The organism is Polaromonas sp. P1_G1 (assembly GCF_056405595.1).
Window position 1 is genome coordinate 135,534 of record NZ_JBFUBU010000008.1, and the last position, 24,386, is coordinate 159,919.

The following is a 24,386-nucleotide window of genomic DNA, read 5'->3' on the forward strand; positions in this document are numbered from 1 at the left end:
AGCCGATAAGCACATCATGACCATCCCGCCGCCAGCCCACCCGCCAGCCGCACCGTCCACTGACCCCGACGAAGCGGCGCTGGACTGGTTCGTGCGGCGCGCCGGCGGGCTGCTGGCTGCGGCGGACGAGGCCGCATTCCAGGCCTGGCTGGCAGCGGATAGCGCCCACTTCGCGGCCTTCGCGCGCCACCAGGACGACTGGCGCGCGCTTGATGCGCTGCCGGCGGAAGGCCTGCGCACGCTGAGGCAAAACCTCGCCGACGACAAGGCTGCCGCCGCACCGCGCCGGCAGCCCTGGTGGCGCGAACTGTCCACCTGGGCGCCGCAAGGCGCACTGGCCGCCGTGGCGCTCATGGTCTCCTGCGGCGGCTACCTGGCCTGGGGCCTGTGGCAGCAGCAAGCCCTGTTCACGCAGACATTTGCCACCGCGCGCGGCCAGCAGCTTGAGGTGACCTTGCCCGAAGGCAGCCGCCTGAGGCTGGACACTTTGACCAGCGCCGAGGTGGCGATTTACCGCGGGCGCCGCGAGGTCCGCCTGCCGCAGGGTCAGGCCATGTTCCAGGTCAAGGGCGATCCGGCGCGACCCTTCGACGTGCTGGCCGGTCCCTTGCGCATCACCGTCGTCGGCACGCGCTTTTCGGTGCGCTACACACCCGGCGTTCCGGGCCGCGCCGGCGTCCAGGTTGCCGTGGAAGAAGGGCGGGTGCGCGTGGCGCGCGCCGAACGGTCTTCGGCGGGCGATGCCGGCGTTGAACTCCTCGCCGGCCAGCAGATTGCCAGCGACATGACGGGCCTGCTGGGCGCCGTGTCCGCCGTCCCCGCCGCGGGCATCGCGCCCTGGCGCGAAAGCCGCGTCAGTTTTGACGACACGCCGCTGCACCAGGCCCTGGCCGAGTTCGGCCGCTACGGCGCGGTGAACCTCACTGTGCGCGAGCCCGCTGTCGCCGCGCTGCGCATCACCGGCACCTTCGACCCACGCCGTCTCGACAACTTCTCGCGCATCCTGCCGCAGGTCCTGCCCGTGCGGCTGCGCGAACGCGACGGCGAAGCCGAGATCGTCTCCGCCGGCCACTAGCCGGCCACCAGCCGGCCATTCGCCGGCGATCAAACCCATCGATTCGCGGCGCAAAAAAAACTTTGCGCCCGACCTAGGGTTTCCCAAACCCCATGCGTCTACATGAGAAGGATTCTTATTTGAACCCCATTTAACCCTTCTTCCGGAGATTGCACGCATGCCTCGTTCCCGCTTCCACCTGCCCCCTTTGGCCCTCGTTATGGCCCTCGGCAGCCCGGTGGTTTATTCACAGAGCGCCGCCGGCGCGCGGGCCGCCACCCCCCTGCAGATCAGCATGGGGGCGCAGCCCCTGGCCCAGGCGCTCAACAACCTGGCGCAGCAGGCCGGGCTCGAATTGATGGTGCAGCCCGCGCTGGTGGCCGGGAAGACTGCGCCCGCGGTGTCCGGCCGGTTGACGCCGCAACAGGCGCTGGACCGGCTGCTGGCCGGCAGCGGCTTGGCGGCGAGCATAGACGGCAATGTGTTTGTCGTGAAGGCCGCTTCGGCTACGCCGGGCGCCCAGACTTTGCCGGTGGTCACCGTGACGGCCGGCGCGGAGGAGACCGCCACCAGTGGCGGCAACGGCTATATTGCTAGGCGCAGCGCCTCGGGCTCCAAGACCGACACGCCCATCATCGAGACGCCCCAGTCGATCTCGGTGGTCACCAAGCAGCAGCTTGAAGACCAGAAGCCGCGCAGCGTTCCCGAGGCCTTGAATTACGCACCCGGCGTTTTCACCGGGCTGGTCGGTTCCTCCAATCGCTACGACTACGTGGCCCTGCGCGGCTTCAAGGACAGCAGCGTGGACAGCACGCTGCTCGACGGCCTGCGCATGCTGAGCGACCAGGGCAGCTACACCTCCATGCAGGTCGACCCGTATTTCCTGGAGCGCATCGACGTGGTGCGCGGCCCGGCCTCGGTGCTGTACGGCCGCGCATCGCCGGGCGGCCTGGTGGCGCTGACCAGCATGACGCCGCAGTACCAGCCCTACCGTGAAGTGCAGCTCACGGTCGGCAACCGCAACCGCCGCGAAGCCGCCGTCGATCTTTCCGGACCCATTGACAAGGACGGCGTGATGGCGTTCCGCGTGACGGCGCTGGCGCGCTCGCTCGACTCGCAGTTCAGCACGGTCAAGGAAGAGCGCCAGGCGCTGGCCGCCTCCCTGGCGATCAACCCGTCCACGGACACGCGATTGCTGCTGCAGGCCTACCTGCAGGACGACCCCGAGGGCAGCTACCACAGCGGCGTGCCGGCGGACGCCAGCCTCAATGCCGGCCACAACGGCCGCCTGATATCGCGTTACTTTTTTGATGGGGATCCCAGCGTCGAGAAATACCAGCGAAACCAGCGCTTCCTCGGCTACCAGTTCGAGCACGCCTTCAACGACGCCTGGAAGTTCCGGCAGAACTTCCGCCACGTGAGGGCAGACACCACGCTGCGCCAGATCTACGGCTTTGGCTGGGCCAGCGCCAACGAGCTGACCCGCTTTTATTCCGGCGCCAACGAATCGACGCGCGGCAACACCATAGACAACCAGCTCGAGGGCCGCTACCAGACCGGTTCGCTCAAGCACACCGTGCTGGCCGGGCTCGACTACCAGAAGCGCCGCGTCAGCGGCAGCTGGGAATCGGGCAGCGCGCTGCCCATCAATGTGCTCAACCCCAGCTACGGCGCCCCGGGCCTGACCGGCGTGACCAGCGACCCCATAGACCGGAAGCTTGAACAGACGGGCCTCTACCTGCAAAACCAGACCGAACTGGACCGCTGGCGCTTCACCCTGGGCGGCCGCATGGACTGGGCCAAGGCCTCCAACCAGTACGGCACCGGCACCCCGGCGCAGTGGAGCGGCTCCAAGTTCACCAAGCGGGCCGGCGTTGTCTACCTGTTCGACAACGGCCTCGCGCCCTATGTGGGCTACTCCGACGGCTTCAACCCCAGCCTGCGCAACGACCGGCTGGGCAACAACCTGCAACCCGCCGAGACAAAACAGCTGGAGGTCGGCATTCGCTACCAGCCCAAGGACTCCAACACCTTGCTGTCGGCGGCGGTGTACGAGCTGTCGCAAAAAAATGTCGCCACGCGTCCGGTGGGCGTCTTCTACTATGAGCCCACGGGCAAGGTGCGCTCGCGCGGCCTCGAGCTGGAGGCCCGTTCGAAGCTGAGCCGCAGCGTATCGGTGATCGCCAGCTACACCTACACCGACATGAAGTTCACCGAGTCCTCGGACGGCTTCACCGGCAACACGCCCTACCAGGCGCCGCGCCACATGGCCTCGGTCTGGGGCGACTGGAACTTCACGCCGGGCTACACCATGGGTGCCGGCGTGCGCTACGTGGGCTCCAGCTGGGTCGACAACGCCAACAGCATGAAAGTGCCGCCCTACACGCTGGTGGACCTGATGCTGCGCGTCGACCTGGCCCAGCTGAACCCCTCGTTCAAGGGCGCCAACCTGCGCCTGAGCGTCAACAACCTTTTCGACAAAAGCTACGTGGCTTCGTGCCTGAGCCAGCAGTACTGCTACTGGGGTGATGCGCGCAGCATGGCCGCGACCGTGACCTACCAGTGGTAGCAGCGCGGCCGGCTTGGCCGCCGGCCGCGTGCATTCTTTTCACCATCATGGCCGCCGCCCGGCGCGCCATTCCATCAGGGAGCTGAGTGCAATGAACAAGAATATTTATGACTTCGTCGCGATCGGGCTGGGGCCCTTCAACCTGAGCCTGGCCTGCCTCGCCGAGCCCATCGCCGGGCTGAACGCGGTTTTCCTGGAGCGCAACGCGGAGTTCAACTGGCATCCCGGGATGCTGATCGACAACACCACACTGCAAAACCCTTTCCTGGCCGACCTGGTCAGCCTGGCGGACCCCAAGAGCTACTTCAGCTTCCTGAACTACTGCAAGGAAGAAGGGAAGATCTACTCCTACTACTTCCGCGAAAGTTTTTACCTGACGCGCGCCGAGTACAACGCCTACTGCCGCTGGGCTGCCGCGCGGCTGTCCAAGGCGCGCTTCGAATACGACGTGCAGGAGATCGTCCACGACGCCGAATCCGGCTGCTACGTGGTGACCGGCGTGCAGGGGCCGCAGCGCGAGCCTTTCATCATGCGCTGCCGCAAGCTGGTGCTGGGCGTCGGCTCCCGGCCGCTGTTCCCGGCCTGCTGCGCGCCCGGAGGCCACCGCTACCTGCACACCGCCGACTACATCACCAGCAAGGCCGAGCTGCAGAAAAAACGCTCCATCACCATTGTCGGCAGCGGCCAGAGCGCCGCCGAGGTCTACCACGACCTGCTGAAAGAGGCTGAAGCGCACGATTACAGCCTGACCTGGATCACCCGCTCCTCGCGCTTCTTCCAGATGGAGACCACCAAGCTCACGCTGGAGATGTTCTCCCCGGACTACATCGACTACTTCTACAACCTCGACGACGGCAAGAAGGAGCGCATCGTGCGCGCGCAGGACAGCCTCTACAAGGGCGTCAACGCCAGCCTGATCAACCAGATCTACGACCTGCTCGACGACAAGCGAAAGCAGGGGCCGCTGCGCACCCACCTGATCACCAACTGCGAACTGCAGGGTTGCCGCTACGACGCGGCGGACGGCTGCTACGAGATCGAGTTCCGCCAGCTCGACAACGAGGCGCGCTACGCGCACCGCAGCGAGGGCCTGGTCTTCGCCACCGGCTACCGCGAGAACATCCCGGCCTTCGTCGACGGCATACGCCACCGCCTGCGCTGGGACGAGCAGGGCCGCTACCGGCTGGCGCGCAACTATGCCGCCGACTTCAACGGCGGCGAGATCTTCGTGCAGAACGCCGGCCAGCACACCCACGGCATGACCAACCAGGACCTGGGCATGAGCTGCTACCGCAACTCCTACATCCTGCGCGAGCTGACCGGCGTCGAGCACTACAAGATAGAGCGGCGCGTCGCGATCCAGGATTTCACCATTCCGTCCACCGCGGACTTCGTCCTGCTCTGAGGCTTGAGGCGCACAGCAAACATGAACCTCAGATTCCACATCATCACCATGACGGTGCTCGCCGTCATCAGCGACGCCATCCTGATTCCCTTCTACCCGCAGTTCTTCAGCGCGCGTTACGGCATCGACAGCCCCGTGCACGTGGGCGCCTACGTGGCGGCGATCTCCATCGCCGTGATGTGCACGCTGCCCTTCTGGGCGCGCGTGGCGCGCCGCGTCGAGCCGCTGCACCTGCTGGTCTACACCCAGTTCGCCGCCGGCACTTTCAGCCTGCTGAGCGACCGGGCACCCACCGTCGAGGCCTACTGGGTGCTGTCCATGCTGATGTTCATGTGCAAGAGCAGCTACCTGCTGATGTACCCCTACATGATGCGTCTGACGCCCAAGGAAGAGCACGCCGCCACCATCGGCATCCTGTCGGTGGTGGTGCACTTCGGCGCCATCTTCGGGGCGGTGGTGRGCGGCTTTGTGCTGCAGACCTGGGGGCCGCGCGCCAGCATTTTTGCCATGGCCGCCGGCGACTATTTCCAGATGGCCGTCTGCTTCTACCTGATACGCAGCGGAAAAATCATCCGCGTCAACACAGGCGAGCAGGCGCTGGCCGAAGCCACCGAAGCCAGGCGCGTCGGCCTGCTGGCCCGCCTGCCCATCCTGAAGCTGGCGCTGGTGATGCTGATGTTCGACTTCAGCGCCTACCTGATCCGCCCCTTCTTCGCCCTCTACTGGCAGAAGATCACCGGCAACGACAGCGAGCTGCTGTCCGGCATGGCTTTTGCCATCCCCGGTGTGGTGGCCATCGTCGCGCTGCGCCTGCACGGCTGGATACGCGCGCGCGGCGGCCACCTGCCCGACCACACGCTGGGCAACCTGCTGCTGGGCGCCGTGGGCCTGCTGCTGCATGCCGCGCCCGACCCGCTGCTGGTCGTGCTGGGGCGCGTGCTCTACGGCTGGGCCTTCTTCCAGATCATCGTCAAGCTCGAAGTCAACCTGTTCCGCCTGTCCACGCCCCAGCGCTATGCGCAGGACTACAGCATCACCAACTTCTTCCAGAACATGGGTGTGCTGCTGTCCTCCTTCGCGGCCGGCGCCATCGTCAACCAGTACGGGCTGCATGTGCCTTTCCTGCTGGCGGCCGGCGGTTTTGTGCTGACCGCGCTGCTGGACCGCCTGATCCTCAAGGTGCCCAGCGCCGGGCACCTGGATGAACCCGCCAATGCCGCTACCTTGAAGGAGCCCGCCCATGCCAATTGACACCCTCCACCGCCGCGCCGATGCCGAACGCAGGCCTTACCGCGACGAAGCCGGTTTTGTGTTCCGCCCGCTGCGCATACCCGCCGACATCCCCACGCTGCACCGCTGGTTCATCCAGGAGCGCGCCGCCTTCTGGCTGATGCAGGACAAGACTGAAGCCGAGGTCCGCGAGGCCTACCAGCGCATGCTGGATTCGGGCGGTGCCACGCCCTACATGGTCTGGCACGAAGGCCGGCCCGCTTTCCTGGCCGAATGCTACGACCCCGCGCAGGACCGCATCCGCACTTTCTACGAGGTGCGGCCCGGCGACCTGGGCATGCACATCTTTATCGGGCCGCCCGAGCGGCGCATCGCCGGCTACTCGCGCAGCGTGTTCCATGCGCTGATGCGCTTCATGTTCGAACACCTGGGCGCGCAGCGCATCGTCGTCGAGCCCGACGCCAGCAATCACAAGGTCCATGCCTTGAACCGGTCGGCGGGCTTCGCCTACGACCGTGATGTGGTCTTCCCCGAGAAGATCGCCAGCCTCGCCTTTTGCACCAGGCGGGATTTTGAACAGGCTACGGCCGCCACCCTAGAGGAAGTCCATTCATGAACGTCACCATCGCCCACCAGATCGCGCACGACCCGGCCCGCTTCGCCGCCCACCTGACGCCCGAGGCCTGGGCCCAGGCCAACCGCCTGCTGCTGCGCAAGGCCATCGCCGAATACGCCCACGAGCTCATCGTCGAGCCCGAACAGCTGCGCCCGCGCGACGGCGGCTTTGCGCTGTACCAGCTGTTCTCGGATGACGGCGCCGCCTGCTACCAGTTCGAGGCACAACGCCTGGCGCTGCGCCACTGGTTCATCAAGCCCGAATCCATCCACAAATACCTCAAGGGCGCCGAGCAGCCGCTGGACGCCCTGCAGTTCATCATCGAGTGCCGCCAGCGCCTGGGCATACGCGAGGAACTGCTGCCCATCTACCTCGACGAGATCAGCAGCACGCTGTTCGGCAGCGCCTACAAGCGCATGAAGGCCGACGCGCCCAGCAGCGCCCAGCTGGCCGACGCCACCGATTTCCAGTCGATTGAAGTCGCCATGACCGAAGGCCATCCGGGGTTTGTCGCCAACAACGGCCGCCTGGGTTTCACCGCGGCCGACTACCAGGCCTACGCCCCCGAAGCCGGCTCGCACATCCGCGTGGTCTGGCTGGCCGTGCACAAGGACCATGCGGCTTTCTCCAGCATCTCCACGCTCAGCTACGAACAGCTGCTGGCCGAAGAACTCGGGCAGGAAACCGTCGACGGCTTTACCCGCGAAGTGGCCGCGCTGGGCGTCGACCCGGCCGACTACAACTTCATGCCGGCCCATCCCTGGCAGTGGTTCAACAAGCTGTCGATTGCCTTCGCCGGCTACGTGGCCCAGCGCAAGATCATCTGCCTGGCCTACGGCCGCGACAACTACATCGCCCAGCAGTCGATACGCACCTTCTTCAACACCAGCGACCGCAGCAAGCGCTACGTCAAGACCTCGCTGTCCATCCTCAACATGGGCTTTATGCGCGGCCTGTCGCCGTATTACATGTCGGGCACACCGGCCATCAACGAGTTCATCAAGAAGCTGGTGTCCGGCGACGCCTTCCTGCGCGCCAACGGCTTCACCATCCTGCAGGAGGTCGCGTCCATAGGCTTTCGCAACCACTACTACGAGGCCGCGATACCCGCCGACACGCCGTACAAAAAAATGTTCTCGGCGCTCTGGCGTGAAAGCCCGCTGCCGCTGCTCAAGCCCGGCGAGCGCCTGATGACCATGGCCGCGCTGCTGCACGTCGACAAGGACGGCCGCGCGCTGCTGCCCGAGCTGATACGCCGCTCCGGCCTGGGCGCCAAGGCCTGGTTGCAGAGCTACCTGAAGTCCTACCTGACGCCGCTGCTGCACTGCTTCTACAAACACGACCTGAGCTTCATGCCGCACGGCGAGAACCTGATCCTGGTGCTCGACAAGCATGTGCCGGTGCGCGCCATCATGAAGGACATCGCCGAGGAATGCGCCATCCTCAACATCGAGGCCAAGGCGCTGCTGCCCGAGCGCGTGGACCGCCTGGCGGTCGACGTGCCCGACCACTTCAAGCTGCTCGGCATCTTCATCGACGTGTTTGACGGCGTGCTGCGCCACATCAACCAGGTGCTGGTGGAGAACGCCTGCTGCACCGAAGACGACTTCTGGCGCGCGGTGGCCGACTGCGTCTCTGACTACCAGGACGCCCACCCCGAGATGGCCGCGAAGTTCGCGCACTACGACATGTTTGTGCCCGAGTTTTTGCATTCCTGCCTGAACCGCCTGCAGCTCGGCAACAACGTGCAGATGGTTAACCTGGCCGACCCGGCGTCCAGCCTCAAGATGGCCGGCAACCTGGTGAACCCGATCGCCGGCATGCGCCGCCGCGCGGCCAGGCGGCCTGCTGCGGAAACCGCGGTGGAAAGCGTCGCATGAGTTTTGACATGCGGTCAGGGGATTCGGTGCACGACGGTGCGCCGATGCCGGCATGGGCCTGCGTGCCCGACGCCGACCTTGCCCGCGTGTTGCGGCTGGCCGCCTCCATCGCCCCCGCGCTGCGCGGAGAGCAGGGCGATGCGCCGCTGCCCGGTGCGCTGCGCCACGGCGATGAGATCGCCGCCGGCACAGGCCCCCTGCGGGCGCTGTGCCGCCACTGGGAACAAGCCTATCCGGAAGCCGGTGCGCATTATGTGGCGCTGCGTTGCTGGGGCCTCGCGATCTGGCAACCGGTCTACCTCTGCGTGATCGCCGCGCACCTTGACACCCACGTCCCGCGGCTCGCCGGCCTGGCGCAACCGGTGGAGGACGGCTTTCCCAGCGGCTTCCAGTTGCCGGCGCATGCGCCCATCAAGGCCGCGGCCCTGGCCTCGCGTATGCGCCTGGCGGCCGGCGAGCTGCGCGGCCTGTGCCAGTCCACGCGCGCGGCGCTGATGCCCCTGGTGGCCCTGCATGCCCGCGCCGCCGACCGGCTGCAGGCCGAGTGTGTGCTGGGCGCGCTGCTGCTGGTGCACCGCAGCCGGCCTGGCCTTCTGGAGGATGCCGAGGTCACCGCGTTGGGGGAGGAATGGCTGGCCCAGCTCGGCATCCCCGGCGGCTGCGGCTTCTTTGCCTACCGGGCTCGCGACGGGACGCCCGCGCTGGCGCTAGACCGCAAGGTGTGCTGCCACTACTTTCGCCGCCATGACGGCGAGAAATGCAGCACCTGTCCCAAGCTCCCGCTCGACAAGCGCATCGCCCGATTGCTGGCCGATCCTTCGTAGTCCGGGTCATTGATTCCGCGATGCGGACCTGCCTTTGTCAAGGCCGGTGTGCCTCGCCACGCCCTGGAGAGTTCCATGAACGATATCGCACGCCTGGTGCATCTCATGCCGGCGGACCCGCAGCTGTCCGTCAGCGCCTACTTCGACGAGGCCTTGTTCGCGCGAGAACAGGCCTTGATCTTCAACCAGTCCGCCCGCTACCTCGGCCATGAAAAAGCCGTGCCGCAGGTCGGCGACTGGCACAGGCTCGCGCAGGAAGGGGGAGGGCGTGTACTGGTGCGCAACCCCCAGGGCGTCGAGCTGCTGTCCAACGTCTGCCGGCATCGGCAGGCGCTGATCCTGGGCGGCGAGACCGGCAACGTCAGCGGGCCCGCCAACCCCAAGGGCAACCTGGCGGCTGCCGGCGGGAATATCGTCTGCCCCTTGCACCGCTGGACCTACAACAGCAGCGGCGAGTTGCTGGGCGCGCCGCAGTTCGAACAAAAACCCTGCAAGAACCTGCAGCGCTTTCCCCTGCGCAACTGCCACGGCCTGCTGTTCGAAGGCCCGCGCGACCCGGCGCGCGACATGGCGCCCTTGTTCGAAAGGCCGGAGTTCGATTTTTCGGACTACGTGCTCGACCACGTGGAAGTGCACCAGTGCAACTACAACTGGAAGACTTTCATCGAAGTTTACCTCGAGGACTACCACGTCGCGCCCTTCCACCCCGGCCTGGGCAGCTTTGTGAGCTGCGACGACCTGAGCTGGGACTTTGCCGACTGGTACAGCATGCAGCGCGTCGGTGTGCACGAAGCGCTCAACGCACCAGGCTCCGACATCTACAGCGCCTGGCACGACCGCCTGCTGCAATACCGCACCGGCACGCCGCCCGATTTCGGCGCGGTCTGGGTCACCTACTTTCCGACCCACATGATCGAGCTCTACCCGCATGTGCTGGTGCTGTCCACGCTGTATCCCAGAGGGCCGCAGGACACGGTCAACGTCGTTGAGTTCTATTACCCCGAAGAGATCGCCGCCTTCGAACGCGAGTTCATTGAAGCGCACCGCGCCGCCTATATGGAAACCGCGAGGGAGGACGACGAGATCGGCGAGCGCATGGATGCGGGCCGGCGCGCGCTGCTGGCGCGCGGCACCTCGGACACCGGGCCTTACCAGTCGCCGCTGGAAGACGGCATGCAGCATTTCCACGAGTGGTACCGGCGCACCATGGGTGCTTCCAGCCCGCCTTGAAAGAAAGGTGGGCTTGAAGCCGGGGCGCCACCGGCCCCACAATGCACCCATGCGCAAACACTTCTCAGAAACCACCGGCCCGCAGCGGCTCACCCTGGGCCTGGTCACGGGATTGATCGTGGCGGCCTTGCCGCTGCCCCTGGGCTGGCAGTTCTGCGGCCTGCTGGGCTGGTGCGCCGGCGTCGGCGTTTACCTCGGGTTGGCCTGGTGGCTGTGCGTGCGCTTTGACGCCAAACGCACACGCGAGCGCGCGCAGGCCCAGGACGAGCCCAGCGTCGTGCTGTTTTTGCTGATGCTGCTGGCCACCATGGCCTGCGTCGCGGCCATCACGCTGATGATGCAGCAGGCCAAAAACCTGTCGGGCATGGAGCGAACCCTGCACATCGTGCTCGCCGTCGCGGCCCTGGCCGCTTCCTGGCTGTTCATGCAGACGATTTATGCGTTTCGTTATGCGCACCGCTATTACCACGAAGAAAAACTCAACGAGCCCGACGGCCCAGGCCTGTGTTTCCCCGGTGGGCTGGACCCGGATTACTTTGACTTTCTGTACTACGCCCACGTGGTCGGCATGACCTCGCAGGTCTCCGACGTGCAGGTCACCTCGCGCGAGATGCGCCGGCTCACGCTGGTGCACAGCGTGCTGTCCTTCGGCTTCAATATGCTGATTTTGGCGCTCAGCATCAATGTGGTGGCGGGGGCCTTGCAGTAAATGACCGGGCCATGCCAACAAGAGTGAAGTCACCCATGTCCTTTGACAAGATAATCGAACGCAAGCTGTGGCTTGTCGATTCAATAGCGGGAAGCCGGGTAGACCTCTACATCGAAATTGGACGCCCTCGGTGGTCGGAGCCTGAAATTGAGGCAGTCTGCCCTGTTTATATTCGTGGCCTCATGAGTGAGCCTCTAAATATCTTCGGTTCTGACCTGCTCAGCGCTTTGGAATGTGCGCTCGATTTTGTAAAGTCGGTGTTGAAAAACCGTACGGCGAATCAAGCCGTGCAATGGCCGGGTGGGGAGCCGTACTTCGACTGAAAATTCGCAATCAAGTGGCGGAGCCGGATGAATCGCAAAATCTATTGGATGAGCTGGATAGTCGCGGCCGTCGCCTTCTGGCTTTCGGTGGGATGGTTTGGCGTCGGGTGGTTGATGATGATAAGGCGGCGCGTCAGGAACCCAGTAGCCGGCCAATACCCAAGCAGAGGGCAGATTAATGCTGGATAAGCAGAGCAAAGGCGGTATCGAAAAAGAATTTGCGTACTACTACAGCGTCAGGTTGCTCATTGGGCACCCGACCATGTCTGTAGACGAAGTCACCACTGCTTTGGAGATGGAGCCTGATCACGCGTGGAACGCCGGTGAGCGTAAATTCACCAAGAACATGATGTGGAACCATACGTCATGGACTGAGGACGCGCGGCTGTTCTTCGACGAAGTTCACGAGGTTCTGGTGTGGCTGCATGAGAAAGAAGCATTCGTTTCGCGTTTGCTCGCATCCGGAGGCGAGTTGCAAGTGATCGTGCAACTGCCCGGCGCGATCAATATTGGCGATAGCCTTAAGGTGGAGACGATGTCTCTTGCGGTAAAGCTGGGGGTTTCTATTGGTGTTGAAGTTTTCCCCAATCTTTCGCGGCCAAGGTCGGACTGAGGTCACCTCCGAAGATGATGCGCAGCTGAAGGATGGCTAGGCCTCGGGTTCATGACAAACCACCTCGATGTTATGCCCGTCCGGGCCAATGACAAAAGCCGCATAGTAGTTCGCGTGGTAGTGCGGGCGCAGGCCAGGTGGGCCATTGTCTTTGCCACCCGCCTCCAGGGCCGCGCGGTAGAAGGCTTCGACTTGCCGGCGATTTTCGGCCATGAACGCCAGGTGAAGATGCGCCGGCTTTTCCGCGGTCTGGAACAAGCATAAGGAAGCCTTGGCCTTTGGGCTACTCAGCTCGACGCCGTACGATGGCTGCCCCTCTGAGGCAATAGCGACACCGAGCGGCTCAAGTGCCTTGAGGAAGAAGACTTTGCTCGCTGCATAGTCGCTGACGCCGAATTTGACGTGGTCAAACATGGGTTCTCCTGAAGTTGTATGGGCCTGGGCGAGGCATGGCATTGCCCGATGAAGGGTTCAGGGCTGCTTCGTTTCCTGCCAAAGCCCCGGATTGCCGCGAAAGAAGCGCAGCAGTTCCTTGAACTTGGCTTCATCGTCCGCGTACGGATTCGGGACGGATTTGTACGCCCGTTCTGCGGCCTCTTCGTCCGCGGGTGCCTGGCGTACCGATGCCAATGCCTTGGCGAGGGCGTGTGCTTCGGAATGCATGCCTATCCGTTCATAGGCGTCCACTGCGTGCTGAAGAAGTTCCCCACCCGCATTTGTCAGCGCGGTCCAGCCGTTGAATTCATAGTCGTCTTCAAGCCAGAAGATCGGAAATGCGAGCTGAAAGGCGAGGGGCCATTCGGCGAAGCGGTCTTGCGCTTCTTCGCTGATGTGCAGGGGCATATAGCTCAGGATCTCGAGGAAGAGCTCGTCGTCGTCGACCGACCAGAAGTCTATCGGTATGGGATCGCTGTGGGCGCGGTCAGGGTAGAAGCGGTGCATGTAGTCCTGCAAAGCGCGCAGGGACGGCTCAAGCAGGGGCGGCGGCGAGTAGGGCGGCATTGGCGGAACCTCAAGCCTCACATCACGAGACAGAAATGGAACTGGTCCGCTTCTTTCTCGGCCTCGGATACCTTGGCCAGGCAGTCTTCAAGTTCTCCAATGAGTTCGGGGCGCAGCTTTTCCTTGATGCCTTTGACTTCGCCCGATTTCAAGCGCTCGACGATCTTTGTGAGCGAAGGCAAGGCATCCGCAGGTACAAACCACTTTTCGTTCTCGGCGATCCACGACTCAGGAAGCTCTTCTTCGGAAAAGTTGTACTGCATGTCGGTGGTGTCGATGAAGTCTGAAAGCACACGCACCCCCAGGCTTTTGGCGAGTTCATCGAGTTCTTCAGAGGCCTTGCAAAAAAGCGAGTGGTCGTAGTCGTCGCCTGAATCATCGGTGCCGACCCTGGACTTTCTGCGGACCCAGATGGTGTCGCTCATGCCTTCCTCCGTGGTGTGTGGGTAACAAGTTCCGCCAATATATCCCCGAAATGGACAGGCAGCGGCACTGCAATGCAGCAGTGCCGTCACGCTGCATTTTTCTACTTCGCCGGCGTTACATCCCGTCCATAAAGCTTCCCGGCCGGCTTCCGCATCACATCGTCGATATTCGGCGTCGCCAAGGAAAAGGCGCTCAAGCCCGCTTCGGCTTGTCTTGCCTTCGGAAGGCAAGCCAGGCACCGATGGCCAGGCTCGCCGGCAGCGATATCGCCCATAGCTCCAAGCGCAAGTGGGATTGCGTGGCCGGAAACTGGGCGAAGAACACATAGATGACGACAAGCGCGAGTAGCGTGATGGGCGCGGCCCATGAGCGTGCCGGGCTCAGGTTCTTCGCGACGTACCCAACGCTTAGCAGCGCGAGACAACAAACGCCAATAGAGATGAGCCAGACGCCGCTGTTCGCCCAATCGTTTGCCTTGGCCCGAGGCTCCGCTTTCACCGGCTCCATCGCCAAAGCGATAAGAAACGGCTCTGCCACGATTGACGCGAAAAAGAGCCCGGTGAGGGCAAGGATTCCGATGAGCAATGCAAGCCATGCGCGGCGGCGCTTTGGGGAAGTCGCGAGTTCAGGATTCATGCCGCCTCCCGCGCTTGCGTTGCTGTATCGAGAGAAGTGTCAGGCATCATTGCCTCCCCCCACGTTCTTCCTTGTCTTCGTCTTGGGGTCGTACCTGCTTCCGCGCATGATAGGTAGCGGCCCTGGCAGGGTCGAACTGATCGTATTGCTCCTCCGTCCGTTCAGCCACCAAAAGTAAGCGACCCATATTCCTGCCCCGACAGCCAAATTGCCAACCATCGCAAGCAGGAAGAGCACCGGTGAATCTGCCCACGAAACCCCAGCCGGGCCACTCTTCGAAGCGTAGGAAGGGAGGAACAACGTCTCGCCGCTAACGGCGCCCAGGATGAAAGAAGCCGTCGCAAATACGGCCAGGAAAAGCAGACCCCAGCCGCGCCAAGACATTGAACGCCACCAACTGTGGCTTTCCGCGGCGAACCTAAAGTGATCGCGTCCAAAGAGTGACATTGATTTTCCGTGATGCCTGTTTCGTTACTTGGTTTGTATATCTAACGAATGAAGCTGAAAAGCGGAGCGAGGTTGCCGGGGGCGTTCGCCTCGAACGCCAGGTCAGGCGCCCCTATTTCGCTTCCGGCGCAAAACCCAACCCGCCGCCATAAGTGCAATGCCAACACCCAGAACCGTGAACTCAATGACGCGGTGACCCTCTGCCGGAACAAGCCTGAAGTACCGGCTCCCGTCGGAAACTCCATGCATCCAGGCCCAAAGTTCAACCGGCAGAAGATCCGCAGCAGCGGACAACAGCGAGACCCCGATGAGTGCCAGTACGCAACCCAGGCGGATCAGGAAATTGCTCATGCGGAGTTCAGCTGCCATTCCCGGAGCCATTTCCAGAGGTCTGTCCTTGATCCGCCATGACCTTCGTCCTGAACTGCGAACCCTCTACCAAGGTCGGCAATATCTTGGACAAGACCCAGCCATTCGTCCTCAGGTAGCTTTTGCCGCTGACGTTCATGCTCCAGGGCCAGGCTTCGTTTCCTGTCGGGGTAAAAGAACGCACCAGCTTGTCGCCACGGTACTGCTCAATGATGAACTCACAGTTCTTCATGTGCACCCTCACTCTTGAATGTGTAGTACCGGCCATCTTACAGGTGGCCTTCCACGCAGTGAATGGTTGGCGCCTTGATTCTCACCCAGCCAGGGCGCCGCGCATATTACAGCTGAACCAGCTGCTTCTTCAGCGCCATCTTTTCCTTCTTGCGCAGGCTCGCTTCAGACTTGCGGTGCGAGCCCGCCTTACGCTGCGCCGCGGGCGCGACCAGCGGATTGCGCGGCTTGGGCGCGGTCAGCTTGAGTTTGGTCTTGCGGGCTGAGGTCATGCCTTCTGCTGTTCAGCTTTGCGGCCCAGCTTGAGCAAGCCGGTCGACAGCGCGGTGCCGATCACAATCACCACGGCGCAGATCACCATCCAGGCGGTCACGTGCTCGCCGAGGAAGAGCACGCCGTAGATCACGGCAAACACGGGCACCAGGAAGGTGACCGACAGCGCGCGCGGTGGGCCGGCGTTTTCGATCAGGCGGAAGAACAGGATGTAGGCCAGCCCGGTGCAGACCACGCCGACGGCCAGCAGCGCCAGCCAGGCGTGCATGCCCGGCATCTGCGCGGGCCACAGCCAGGCGGCGGGCAGGGCCAGGCCCAGGGTCGCGCCTATCTGGCTGCCGGCAGCGGTCACCAGCGGCGGCATGCCCGTCAGGTAGCGTTTGGTGTAGCTGGCTGAGATGCCGTAGCAGATGCAGGCAAACAGGCAGGCCAGCACGGCCCAGCCGGGCGCCACACCCGAGGCGTCGGGCTTGAAGGTGGCCTTGTCCCAGGCCAGCATGGCGACGCCGGCAAAACCGACGATGAGGCCCAGGATGCGCGAGGCATTGAGTTTGTCCTTGAGCCACAGCCAGGCGATCAGCGCGCCGAACATGGGCACGGTGGCGTTGAGGATGGCCGAGAGGCCGGTGGTGATGGACAGCAGCGCAAACGAAAAGCAGGCAAAGGGAATGCCCGAGTTGAGGATGCCGATGAGGAAAATTTTCTTCCAGCTCTTCTTCAGTTCCGGCAGCAGGCCGCGCAGCCACACGATGGGCAGCAAAAACAGCGCGGCGATGCCTACGCGCACGGCGGCGGTCGGCAGCGGGCCGAACTCCACCGTGCTGATGCGCATGAACAGAAAGGACGAGCCCCAGATGGCGGCCAGCATCACAAAATCGGCGGCCCAGCTTTTGGGTTGGGKGGCGGCCGCGCCCAGGGGCGCGGCGATACCGGAAGGACTGGAACTCACAGCATGCTCTCCTGTAGTGCGCCTTCGAGTTTAAGCAAAGCGGTCTTGCGGTGCAGGCCGCCGGCGTAACCCGTGAGGGAGCCGTCGGAGCCCAGCACGCGGTGGCAGGGCACGATGACGCTGACCGGGTTGCGCCCGACGGCCGCGCCCACGGCGCGCACCGCTGCGGGTTTCCCGATGTTCTGGCTCACCTGGCCGTAGCTCAAAGTGCCGCCTTGCGGGATGGCCAGCAAGGCTTGCCACACCGACTGCTGGAAGGCCGTGCCGTGGCCCAGGTCCAGCGGCAGGTCAAAGGTCGTGCGCGTGCCGGCATAGTATTCGGTCAGCTGCTGGATGGTTTGCTTGAGCACCGGGTGCTCAGGGTCTTCGCGCCACACATAAGGCTTCACGAGTTGTGGCGGCAGGTGCCGCTGGCCCGCGAACCAGGTGCCGGCCAGGCCTTTGTCGGTCGCGGCAATGATCATTTCGCCCAGGGGGCTGTGGAAGGTCGTCTGGACGATGGAGTTGTCGAATTTCATCTTTGTCACCTTTTGAATGGTTTCGAGTGTCTGCCTTATCAGGTCTTTTCCAGTCCTGATCAGGCTGCTTTGGCTGTCCTTGTCTCTTCGCGGGCAAATGCTGGCTCGATCATTCAGCGGCGATGTTCGCGCCTGGGCGCTGTACCGTCCAATGAAATCGAGACCATGCATTCATTCCGCCCGCGCATGAATGGCCATGTCGTCGCTGTACGCCGTCAGCCGGGGCGCTCCAGCGTGCCGCTCCRGGCGCGTATCACGGCGTAACTGCGCCAGGGTTTCCAGGCGGCCGAGGCGAGTTCGGCTTCCCGGGCCGGGTTTTTCAGGCCCTGCACGCCCAGGGCCTTGTGCAGCGCCACGTCGCCCGCCGGAAAGGCGTCGGGCCACCGCAGCGCGCGCATGGCGATGTACTGCGCGGTCCAGTCGCCTATGCCGGGCAGTTCTTTCAGCGTGGCCAGCGTGGCGCTGACGTCGGCGCCGCTGTGCAGTTGCAGGCGCTTGTCGGCCACCGCCTGCGCGATGCCCACGATCGCGGCCTGGCGCTGTTTGACGATGCCTAACTGCCCCAGCGCGTCGCCGCTGGCCGCCGCCAGCACGGCCGGTGCGGGGAAGAGGCGGGTCAGCTTGGGCCACGGCGTTTCGATCGGTTCGCCGAAGCGGTCCACCATGCGCTGCGCCAGGGTTCGCGCGGCGGCCACGGTGATCTGCTGGCCCAGCACGGCGCGCACCGCGAGCTCGTAGCCGTCGAGCGCGCCTGGCACGCGCAGGCCGTCGCCTTCGGGGAAGGCGTCGTGCAGCACGCTGTTGATGGCCGTCGGGTCGGCGTCGAGGTCGAAGGTGGTGCGCGCGCGGCGTATCACCAGCGGCAACACTTCGCGCAGCGAGTCGCTCACGCGCAGCACCAGGCGCGAACGCTCTTCCTCAAAGCTGGCCAGCAGCCAGCCGGTGTACAGCTTGCCGCCGGATTCGATGCCCAGGGTCCGGCCCAGGCAGGGCTGCGCTGCTTCCGCATCGATGAACTCGATGGCGCTGATGCAGCGCTTGCTGAAGAAGGCCAGCATGGCCTGCACGTCGTAAGGCGGGCGGTAGCCCAGCCGTATGGTCGCGCCTTCGCCGACGTCGCCGCTGCGCGCCGGCCCCTGGCGCCGCAGCTGCGTGGGGTTGAGCTTGTAGTGCTCGACAAAAGCGGCGTTGAAGCGGCGCACGCTGGCAAAGCCGCTGATCAGCGCGATCTGCGTGATCGGCAGGTTGGTGTCGGCCAGCAGCTGCTTGGCGGTGTGCAGCCTGTGCGTCTGCAAATACTGCATGGGCGAGACGCCGAACTGCGCCTCGAAGATGCGCCGCACGTGGCGGTCGCTCACGCCCAGCCGGGCGGCGAGCTTTTCGACCGAGGGCGCTTCGCCGGCCCAGACCTCGGGCTCGTCGAGCAGGCGGGCCGCCTGGTGCGCCAGGATGTAGGAAGCGTCCTGGATGGACCACACCACCGAGTGCGGCGCCAGCTCGGGCCGGCAGCGCAGGCAGGGGCGGAAGCCGGCGTTCTCGGCCTGCGCCGCATGGTGGAAGAAACGGCAGTTCTCGCGTTTGGGCGTTTTCACGCTGCAGACCGGGCGGCAATAGATGCCGGTGGAGGTCACGCCGGTGAAAAAGCTGCCGTCGAAACGCGCGTCCCGCGCCTTCAGGGCGAGGTAGCAGTCGTTGTCGGCAAGAGGGGTGTTTTCGCGGTCCATGGAAGAAATGATACGCCGCTGGCCGGTTTCGACTGGCCGTTTTCGGACATGTCCCTCACCTCGCCGCGGACCCTCTTTTCGGCGGCTTTCCGGCTTTTGGGCGGGCCCGCAATAGTCTGAACGGACTGGCCGGAAACGGCTGCCGCCTACAGGAAGCGGCAGGGCCGCCACCCTACAATGAAACTCGCTTCTCCGGGCCATCGTCATCCATCATTGAGCCCATTCCCGTACTTCCAGGAACCAGGAACCGCAGCCGATGCAAATCAATCCGTCCATCTTCAAGGCCTATGACATACGCGGCGTCGTGCCGTCCACCATCCATGAAGCGATGGCCGAGGCCCTGGGCAAGGCCTTTGGCATGGCGGCGCTGGCGGAAGGCGAAAAAGCCGTGGCCGTGGGCCGCGACGGCCGGCTCAGCGGGCCGTCGCTCAGCGCGGCGCTGATGCGCGGCCTGGCCGCCACGGGCATTGAGGTGATCGACGTGGGCATGGTGACCACGCCCATGCTGTACTTTGCCGCCAGCACGCTGGCCGGATCCGGCATACAGGTCACGGGCAGCCACAACCCCAAGGACTACAACGGCTTCAAGATGGTGCTGGCCGGGCGCGCGATCTACGGCGAGGAAATCCAGGCGCTGCGCCGTGTCATCGAGGGCGACAAGTGGGTGCTGCCTTCGAAAAGCGGAACTATTCGCCAGGTCGACGTCGGCACGGCCTACCGCGACCGCATCGTCTCGGGCATCAAGCTGGAACGCCCGATGAAGATCGTCGTCGACTCCGGCAACGGCATTGCCGGCGCGTCGGCGCCCGCCATCTTTCGCGCCCTGGGCTGCGAAGTCACCGAACTCTTCAGCGAAGTGGACGGCAACTTTCCCAACCACCATCCCGACCCGAGCAAGCCCGAAAACCTGCAGGACCTGATCAAGGCCCTGCAAAGCGGCGACGCCGAACTGGGCCTGGCCTTTGACGGCGACGGCGATCGCCTGGGTATCGTCACCAAGGACGGCCAGAACATCTACCCCGACCGGCAGATGATGCTGTTCGCGCGCGACGTGCTGTCGCGCGTGCCGGGTGCGACGATTTTGTTCGACGTCAAATGCTCGCAGCGCCTGGCGCCCGAGATCGAGGCCGCCGGCGGCGTGCCCATGATGTACAAGACGGGCCATTCGCTGATCAAGGCCAGGATGAAAGAAGTCGATTCGCCGCTGGGCGGCGAGATGAGCGGCCATATCTTCTTCAAGGAGCGCTGGTACGGTTTTGACGACGGCACTTATGCCGGCGCGCGCCTGCTGGAAATCCTGAGCCGCGTGCCGGATGCCGGCATTGTGCTCAACGCCTTGCCGACCAGCTTCAGCACGCCTGAGCTCAATGTGGCCTGCAAGGAAGGCGAGCCGCATACGGTCGTGGAAGCCTTGATCAAGTCCGCGAAATTTCCGGCGCCCGCAAAAATCTCGACGATTGATGGCGTGCGCGTTGACTGGCCCGACGGCTTTGGCCTTATACGCGCCTCCAACACCACGCCGGTGCTGGTGCTGCGCTTTGAAGGCCACACCCAGGCGGCGATGGAGCGCATCGAGGCCGACATGCTGACTTTATTGCGCAGCGTGAAGCCGGACGCCAGCCTCGCGGCAGCCGCGCATTGAGGGATTGAGGGCGGTCATTTAGCCTTTTTTCGGCTTTCCCCGTCCAAGGGGCGTTCTGCGGTGAAAATCAGCGTTTTTGCCTTTCGCCGCTTTAATGAAAATTCTCCTGGTCAAGCTCTCGTCCCTGGGCGATGTGGTGCACACCCTGCCCGTGGTGCAGGACATACGCGCCGCATTCCCCGAAGCGCAGATTGACTGGGTGGTGGAAAAGGCCTTTGCCCCCTTGCTGGCGCGTTGCGAGGGCCTGCAGCGCGTGATTCCCTGCGAGATACGGCGCTGGCGCAAATCCTTCTGGACGGCCGCCACGCGGCGGGAATGGGGCGCTTTCAAGGCGCAACTCCAACTGGAGGCTTACGACGCCGTCATCGACCTGCAGGGCCTGACCAAGTCCGCGCTGGTGGCGCGGCTGGCCCGGCTGGCGCCCGGCGGCAAACGTTATGCGCTGGCCAACCAGACCGACGGCTCGGGCTACGAAGCGCCCACGCGCTGGRTGGCCGATGTGGCGATCGCCGTCGAGCCGCACACCCATGCGGTGCGGCGTTCGCGCGAACTGGCGGCGCGCGCACTCGGCTATACCCCTGCAGCCGCGACGCACTTTGGGCTGAAAGTGCCCACAGCAAGCGCGAAGATCAATGGCCATTTCCCCAAGGGCCGCATCGCTTTTGTCCACGGCACCTCACGCGCCGACAAGGAATGGCCGCCCAGCCATTGGGTGGCGCTGGGGCAGCGCCTGCACACGGCCGGCTACCAGCTGGTGCTGCCGCACGGCAATGCCGCGGAACTGGCCACCAGCCGGGCGATTGCCGAAGCGCTGAACGGCACGGCGGCGGATTCGGCCGTGGTGCTGCCCCCGCTGGCGCTGGACGCATTGACCGAAGAGCTCGCGCACTGCACAGGCGTGATCGGCGTGGACAGTGGCGTGAGCCACATCGCCGTCGCGCTGGACCTGCCGCATGTGCAGATCTACAACTTCGACACGGCCTGGCGCACCGGGCCCGATACCCGGGGCGGCCGGCAGCTCAGCGTGTTCGCGCAGCCGGCACCCGGCGTCGAGGACGTCTGGCAGGCCTGGCTGGCCTGCAGCGCGGCCGGGGCCGCCGCATGAGCGCCCTGGCCCTGAAGCTTTATTCGCTGCTGATGTGGTGCGGGCAGCCGCTGCTGCGCCGCAAGCTGGCACGCCGTGGCAAGCAGGAGCCCGGCTACCTGGAGGGGATCGAAGAGCGCTTTGGCCGCTATGCCCAGCCGGCTGAAACCAGCTCCGAGCTCATCTGGGTGCATGCCGTGTCGCTGGGCGAAACCCGTACCGCCGCCATGCTGCTCAAAGCGCTGCGCGCGCGCCACCCAGGCCTGCGCATATTGCTCACGCACGGCACCGCCACCGGGCGCGCCGAGGGCGTGGCCCTGCTGCAGCCCGGCGACGTGCAGGTGTGGCAGCCCTGGGACAGCCCGGGCGCGGTGGCCCGCTTCCTTGAGCACTTCAAGCCGCGGCTGGGGCTGTTGATGGAAACCGAGGTCTGGCCCAATCTCGTGGCGGCCGCGAAAGCGCGTGCGATTCCCCTGGTGCTGGCCAACGGCAGGCTGTCCGAAAAATCCCTGCAAAAAGCGCTGAGGGTATCGCTGCTGTCGCTGCCGGCCTATGCCGCTCTCTCGGCGGTGTATGCGCAGACGGACGAGGACGCGCGCCGCTTTCGCCGGGCCGGCGCGGCGGTGGCCGGCGTGTTCGGCAACCTGAAGTTCGATGCCGCCGCTGACGATGCCCAACAGGAAAAGGGCAAGACCTGGCGCCGCGCGCTGGCACAACCGGTGCTGATGTTCGCCAGCTCGCGTGAAGGCGAAGAGGCGCTTTTCTTGAAGGAAATAAGTGCCGTGGCCCAGTCGGAACAACGTGCACAGGTCCAGGCGGAGGCGCCGCGCGCGGACGCTGAAGGAACAGGAAGCCGTTTCAAGGTGCTGCTGGTGCCGCGCCACCCGCAGCGCTTCAATGAGGTCGAGGCACTGGTTCTGCAGCACGGCCTGCGCGTATCGCGCCGCTCCGGCTGGGACGATGCCGCCGGCGGCCCGGCGGCCGATGCTGCGCAGCAAGCCGATGTCTGGCTCGGTGACTCGCTCGGCGAGATGGCGCTGTATTTCTCGATGAGCGACGTCGCCTTGCTGGGCGGCAGCTTCGCGCCGCTGGGCGGGCAGAACCTGATCGAGGCGGCCGCCTGCGGCTGCCCGGTGGTGATGGGCCCCCACACCTTCAACTTCACCGAAGCCGCTGAACTGGCCGTGGAAGCCGGCGCGGCGAAGCGCGTGGTCGACATGGAGCAGGGCGTGCGCGCCGCGCGCAAGTGGATGGACAGGCCCGACGCGCGCGCCGCGGCCGTGGCCGCCGGACTTGCCTTTGCCGACCGCAACCGCGGCGCCACGGCGAAGACGGTGGATGCGCTGGAGTTTTTCCTGCCCTGACAAGCAGGTGCGGCAGGCAGCGGTCCCTCGTAAGGGGCGGTATTCCACACCAGCAGGGGCCGCGGAACCGGCTTTGCCGGGCCGCAGGCGCAGCGCCCCGAGGGGCTGGAGCCCGCGGCTCCAAGCCTGCCTGCGCAGGCTTGGACGGGCGAAAGAGGCGAAGCGTCTCGCGAGCCGCGGCCTGCAAGGCCTCGCGTATTACACGAAGTGAAAAGCGTGGGGGCTAACGTCTCACCTGGTGACAGGTGCAATTGCCCCAGGCGTACATACGAAGGTGATGCGCCCAGTCTCGCAGTGTGGCCCAGGCGCCGCCGGTGGCGACTTCCCCGGGCGTGAGGCCGAACATACCCAGGCTGATGGAGGGCTCCACAGAGACCACTGAATGCCAGGTCCGTTTGGGAATGAACAGGGCATCGCCGGCTTCAACGCGGGCGTGGTAGCCGTGGGCTTTTTCGAAGGATGCGAGTTCGCGGACTTGCTCGGGCAGGCGCGAGACGTTGATGTCGCTGAGCGTGGCGCCCCAGTCGTATTTGGCGGCTGGGCACATGTGCTGGCGCTGGTCGGGTGAGAAAAGGATGAACTCCTTGACGCCCTGGAGCTGCACAAACCAGTTGTGCGGGAAATCGTTGTGCAGGCCGGTCACGGTATTGGCTGGGCCCATGAACACGTATTCCCAGGTCATGCGGCCGGGCCACAAACTCTTGATGAGCAGGTCTTCGCGCAACTCGGGGTATTTCTCGAGGATGTCCCACTGCGCCAGGTACAGGGTCGTCGGCTTGAACGACTGCATGTGGGCCCAGTTCAGGTGAAAGCGCTCGCCGGGTTTGTAGCCGTCCCGCACCGGCTTGGGCAGCAGGCCGGCCATGGGGTCCGGCGCGCGCTGCGCCGCCTTGCCGAGTTCCCGCAGGTAGGGCGCGACCGGAAGAAAGGGGCGGCCCTTGGTCACGCCCTGTTCGACCAGGCCGTCGGTGAACTTGACCGGCACCTCGGCGCCCTTGCCGGCGCAGACGTCGGCGAGGAATTCAAACGACCATTTTTTCCAGGCCGGCCAGTGGTGGATGCCGCCCTTGACCAGCACGGGTTTGTCGAACGGCTGCGTGCGGCCCGCGCGCTTGAGTTCTTCCCAGGTGGTTTCCTCGATCAGCTCGAAGCTGGGGCCTTTTAGAGCGTGCACCGGCGCATCGGTCACGCGTTCGGCCTCAATCGGCAGGGGCAGGGGATTGTGTGCGGGCATCAACATAGAAATTCTGGCCGGGGGACCGGCCTTT

Annotated in this window: 25 protein-coding genes; 14 read left to right on the forward strand and 11 right to left on the reverse strand. The window is 64.7% G+C overall.

What is annotated here, in order from left to right; translation table 11 throughout:
• Positions 1 to 16 precede the first annotated feature (16 nt).
• From AC1D1Y_RS05495 to AC1D1Y_RS05545, 11 genes are all read left to right on the forward strand, one after another.
• A complete protein-coding gene (locus AC1D1Y_RS05495) occupies positions 17 to 1,075 on the forward strand; it encodes a FecR family protein (RefSeq protein ID WP_477681461.1) in 1,059 nt (352 codons plus the stop codon).
• A 157-nt stretch (positions 1,076 to 1,232) separates the two neighbouring features.
• Positions 1,233 to 3,623, forward strand: a complete 2,391-nt coding sequence (locus AC1D1Y_RS05500; protein ID WP_477681462.1) for a TonB-dependent siderophore receptor — start codon at positions 1,233 to 1,235, stop codon at positions 3,621 to 3,623.
• 91 nt (positions 3,624 to 3,714) lie between these two features.
• Complete coding sequence (locus AC1D1Y_RS05505; RefSeq protein WP_477681463.1) at positions 3,715 to 5,028, forward strand: lysine N(6)-hydroxylase/L-ornithine N(5)-oxygenase family protein; 1,314 nt, start codon at positions 3,715 to 3,717, stop codon at positions 5,026 to 5,028.
• 21 nt (positions 5,029 to 5,049) lie between these two features.
• Positions 5,050 to 6,279: an MFS transporter gene (locus tag AC1D1Y_RS05510; RefSeq protein WP_477681464.1), complete on the forward strand. Its 1,230-nt coding sequence runs from the start codon at positions 5,050 to 5,052 to the stop codon at positions 6,277 to 6,279.
• Positions 6,269 to 6,874 (forward strand): GNAT family N-acetyltransferase, encoded by a 606-nt coding sequence (locus AC1D1Y_RS05515; RefSeq protein ID WP_477681465.1) that lies wholly within the window; start codon positions 6,269 to 6,271, stop codon positions 6,872 to 6,874. The genes AC1D1Y_RS05510 and AC1D1Y_RS05515 overlap by 11 nt, the downstream gene beginning before the upstream one ends.
• Positions 6,871 to 8,754 (forward strand): IucA/IucC family protein, encoded by a 1,884-nt coding sequence (locus AC1D1Y_RS05520; RefSeq protein ID WP_477681466.1) that lies wholly within the window; start codon positions 6,871 to 6,873, stop codon positions 8,752 to 8,754. Before AC1D1Y_RS05515 ends, AC1D1Y_RS05520 begins: the two co-directional genes overlap by 4 nt.
• Positions 8,751 to 9,578 (forward strand): siderophore ferric iron reductase, encoded by an 828-nt coding sequence (locus tag AC1D1Y_RS05525; RefSeq protein WP_477681467.1) that lies wholly within the window; start codon positions 8,751 to 8,753, stop codon positions 9,576 to 9,578. The genes AC1D1Y_RS05520 and AC1D1Y_RS05525 overlap by 4 nt, the downstream gene beginning before the upstream one ends.
• A gap of 75 nt (positions 9,579 to 9,653) precedes the next feature.
• On the forward strand, positions 9,654 to 10,808 hold the full coding sequence (locus AC1D1Y_RS05530) for an aromatic ring-hydroxylating oxygenase subunit alpha (protein ID WP_477681468.1): 1,155 nt from the start codon (positions 9,654 to 9,656) through the stop codon (positions 10,806 to 10,808).
• A gap of 49 nt (positions 10,809 to 10,857) precedes the next feature.
• The gene (locus AC1D1Y_RS05535; protein ID WP_477653448.1) at positions 10,858 to 11,517 is read left to right on the forward strand and encodes a DUF1345 domain-containing protein; all 660 of its coding nucleotides are present in this window, start codon (positions 10,858 to 10,860) and stop codon (positions 11,515 to 11,517) included.
• Between the two features lie 35 nt (positions 11,518 to 11,552).
• The gene (locus tag AC1D1Y_RS05540; RefSeq protein WP_477681469.1) at positions 11,553 to 11,840 is read left to right on the forward strand and encodes a hypothetical protein; all 288 of its coding nucleotides are present in this window, start codon (positions 11,553 to 11,555) and stop codon (positions 11,838 to 11,840) included.
• Between the two features lie 178 nt (positions 11,841 to 12,018).
• Positions 12,019 to 12,453 carry a DUF4279 domain-containing protein gene (locus tag AC1D1Y_RS05545; RefSeq protein ID WP_477681470.1) on the forward strand — a complete coding sequence of 145 codons (435 nt, stop codon included), beginning with the start codon at positions 12,019 to 12,021 and terminating at the stop codon, positions 12,451 to 12,453.
• A 36-nt stretch (positions 12,454 to 12,489) separates the two neighbouring features.
• Here AC1D1Y_RS05545 and AC1D1Y_RS05550 read toward each other — a convergent pair whose 3' ends face one another.
• The 10 genes from AC1D1Y_RS05550 to AC1D1Y_RS05595 form a co-directional block, all read right to left on the reverse strand.
• The gene (locus AC1D1Y_RS05550) at positions 12,490 to 12,867 is read right to left on the reverse strand and encodes a VOC family protein (RefSeq protein WP_477681471.1); all 378 of its coding nucleotides are present in this window, start codon (positions 12,865 to 12,867) and stop codon (positions 12,490 to 12,492) included.
• A 57-nt stretch (positions 12,868 to 12,924) separates the two neighbouring features.
• Positions 12,925 to 13,455 (reverse strand): DMP19 family protein, encoded by a 531-nt coding sequence (locus AC1D1Y_RS05555; protein ID WP_477681472.1) that lies wholly within the window; start codon positions 13,453 to 13,455, stop codon positions 12,925 to 12,927.
• 17 nt (positions 13,456 to 13,472) lie between these two features.
• The gene (locus tag AC1D1Y_RS05560) at positions 13,473 to 13,880 is read right to left on the reverse strand and encodes a hypothetical protein (RefSeq protein ID WP_477681473.1); all 408 of its coding nucleotides are present in this window, start codon (positions 13,878 to 13,880) and stop codon (positions 13,473 to 13,475) included.
• Between the two features lie 193 nt (positions 13,881 to 14,073).
• Complete coding sequence (locus tag AC1D1Y_RS05565) at positions 14,074 to 14,517, reverse strand: hypothetical protein (RefSeq protein WP_477681474.1); 444 nt, start codon at positions 14,515 to 14,517, stop codon at positions 14,074 to 14,076.
• A gap of 549 nt (positions 14,518 to 15,066) precedes the next feature.
• Entirely contained in the window at positions 15,067 to 15,315 is a 249-nt protein-coding gene (locus AC1D1Y_RS05570) for an LPXTG cell wall anchor domain-containing protein (RefSeq protein ID WP_477681475.1), read from the reverse strand.
• Positions 15,316 to 15,322: 7 nt separating this feature from the next.
• Positions 15,323 to 15,565: a hypothetical protein gene (locus AC1D1Y_RS05575; protein WP_477681476.1), complete on the reverse strand. Its 243-nt coding sequence runs from the start codon at positions 15,563 to 15,565 to the stop codon at positions 15,323 to 15,325.
• 106 nt (positions 15,566 to 15,671) lie between these two features.
• Positions 15,672 to 15,836, reverse strand: coding sequence for a hypothetical protein (locus AC1D1Y_RS05580; RefSeq protein WP_477653455.1), 165 nt, complete (start codon positions 15,834 to 15,836; stop codon positions 15,672 to 15,674).
• The gene (locus AC1D1Y_RS05585; protein WP_477681477.1) at positions 15,833 to 16,786 is read right to left on the reverse strand and encodes a DMT family transporter; all 954 of its coding nucleotides are present in this window, start codon (positions 16,784 to 16,786) and stop codon (positions 15,833 to 15,835) included. The genes AC1D1Y_RS05580 and AC1D1Y_RS05585 overlap by 4 nt, the downstream gene beginning before the upstream one ends.
• Positions 16,783 to 17,304: a methylated-DNA--[protein]-cysteine S-methyltransferase gene (locus AC1D1Y_RS05590; RefSeq protein ID WP_436157887.1), complete on the reverse strand. Its 522-nt coding sequence runs from the start codon at positions 17,302 to 17,304 to the stop codon at positions 16,783 to 16,785. The genes AC1D1Y_RS05585 and AC1D1Y_RS05590 overlap by 4 nt, the downstream gene beginning before the upstream one ends.
• Before the next feature lie 215 nt (positions 17,305 to 17,519).
• Positions 17,520 to 19,028: a DNA-3-methyladenine glycosylase 2 family protein gene (locus AC1D1Y_RS05595; RefSeq protein ID WP_477681478.1), complete on the reverse strand. Its 1,509-nt coding sequence runs from the start codon at positions 19,026 to 19,028 to the stop codon at positions 17,520 to 17,522.
• 256 nt (positions 19,029 to 19,284) lie between these two features.
• On the opposite strand from AC1D1Y_RS05595, the gene AC1D1Y_RS05600 reads away from it, so the two are divergent.
• From AC1D1Y_RS05600 to AC1D1Y_RS05610, 3 genes are all read left to right on the forward strand, one after another.
• On the forward strand, positions 19,285 to 20,670 hold the full coding sequence (locus tag AC1D1Y_RS05600) for a phosphomannomutase/phosphoglucomutase (RefSeq protein WP_477681479.1): 1,386 nt from the start codon (positions 19,285 to 19,287) through the stop codon (positions 20,668 to 20,670).
• A 94-nt stretch (positions 20,671 to 20,764) separates the two neighbouring features.
• A complete protein-coding gene (waaC, locus tag AC1D1Y_RS05605; protein ID WP_477681480.1) occupies positions 20,765 to 21,775 on the forward strand; it encodes a lipopolysaccharide heptosyltransferase I in 1,011 nt (336 codons plus the stop codon).
• Complete coding sequence (locus AC1D1Y_RS05610) at positions 21,772 to 23,118, forward strand: 3-deoxy-D-manno-octulosonic acid transferase (RefSeq protein ID WP_477681481.1); 1,347 nt, start codon at positions 21,772 to 21,774, stop codon at positions 23,116 to 23,118. The genes waaC and AC1D1Y_RS05610 overlap by 4 nt, the downstream gene beginning before the upstream one ends.
• 223 nt (positions 23,119 to 23,341) lie before the next feature.
• Here the strand turns inward: AC1D1Y_RS05610 and AC1D1Y_RS05615 are convergent, their stop codons facing one another.
• Entirely contained in the window at positions 23,342 to 24,352 is a 1,011-nt protein-coding gene (locus AC1D1Y_RS05615; protein WP_477681482.1) for a cupin-like domain-containing protein, read from the reverse strand.
• Between the last annotated feature and the right edge of the window lie 34 nt (positions 24,353 to 24,386).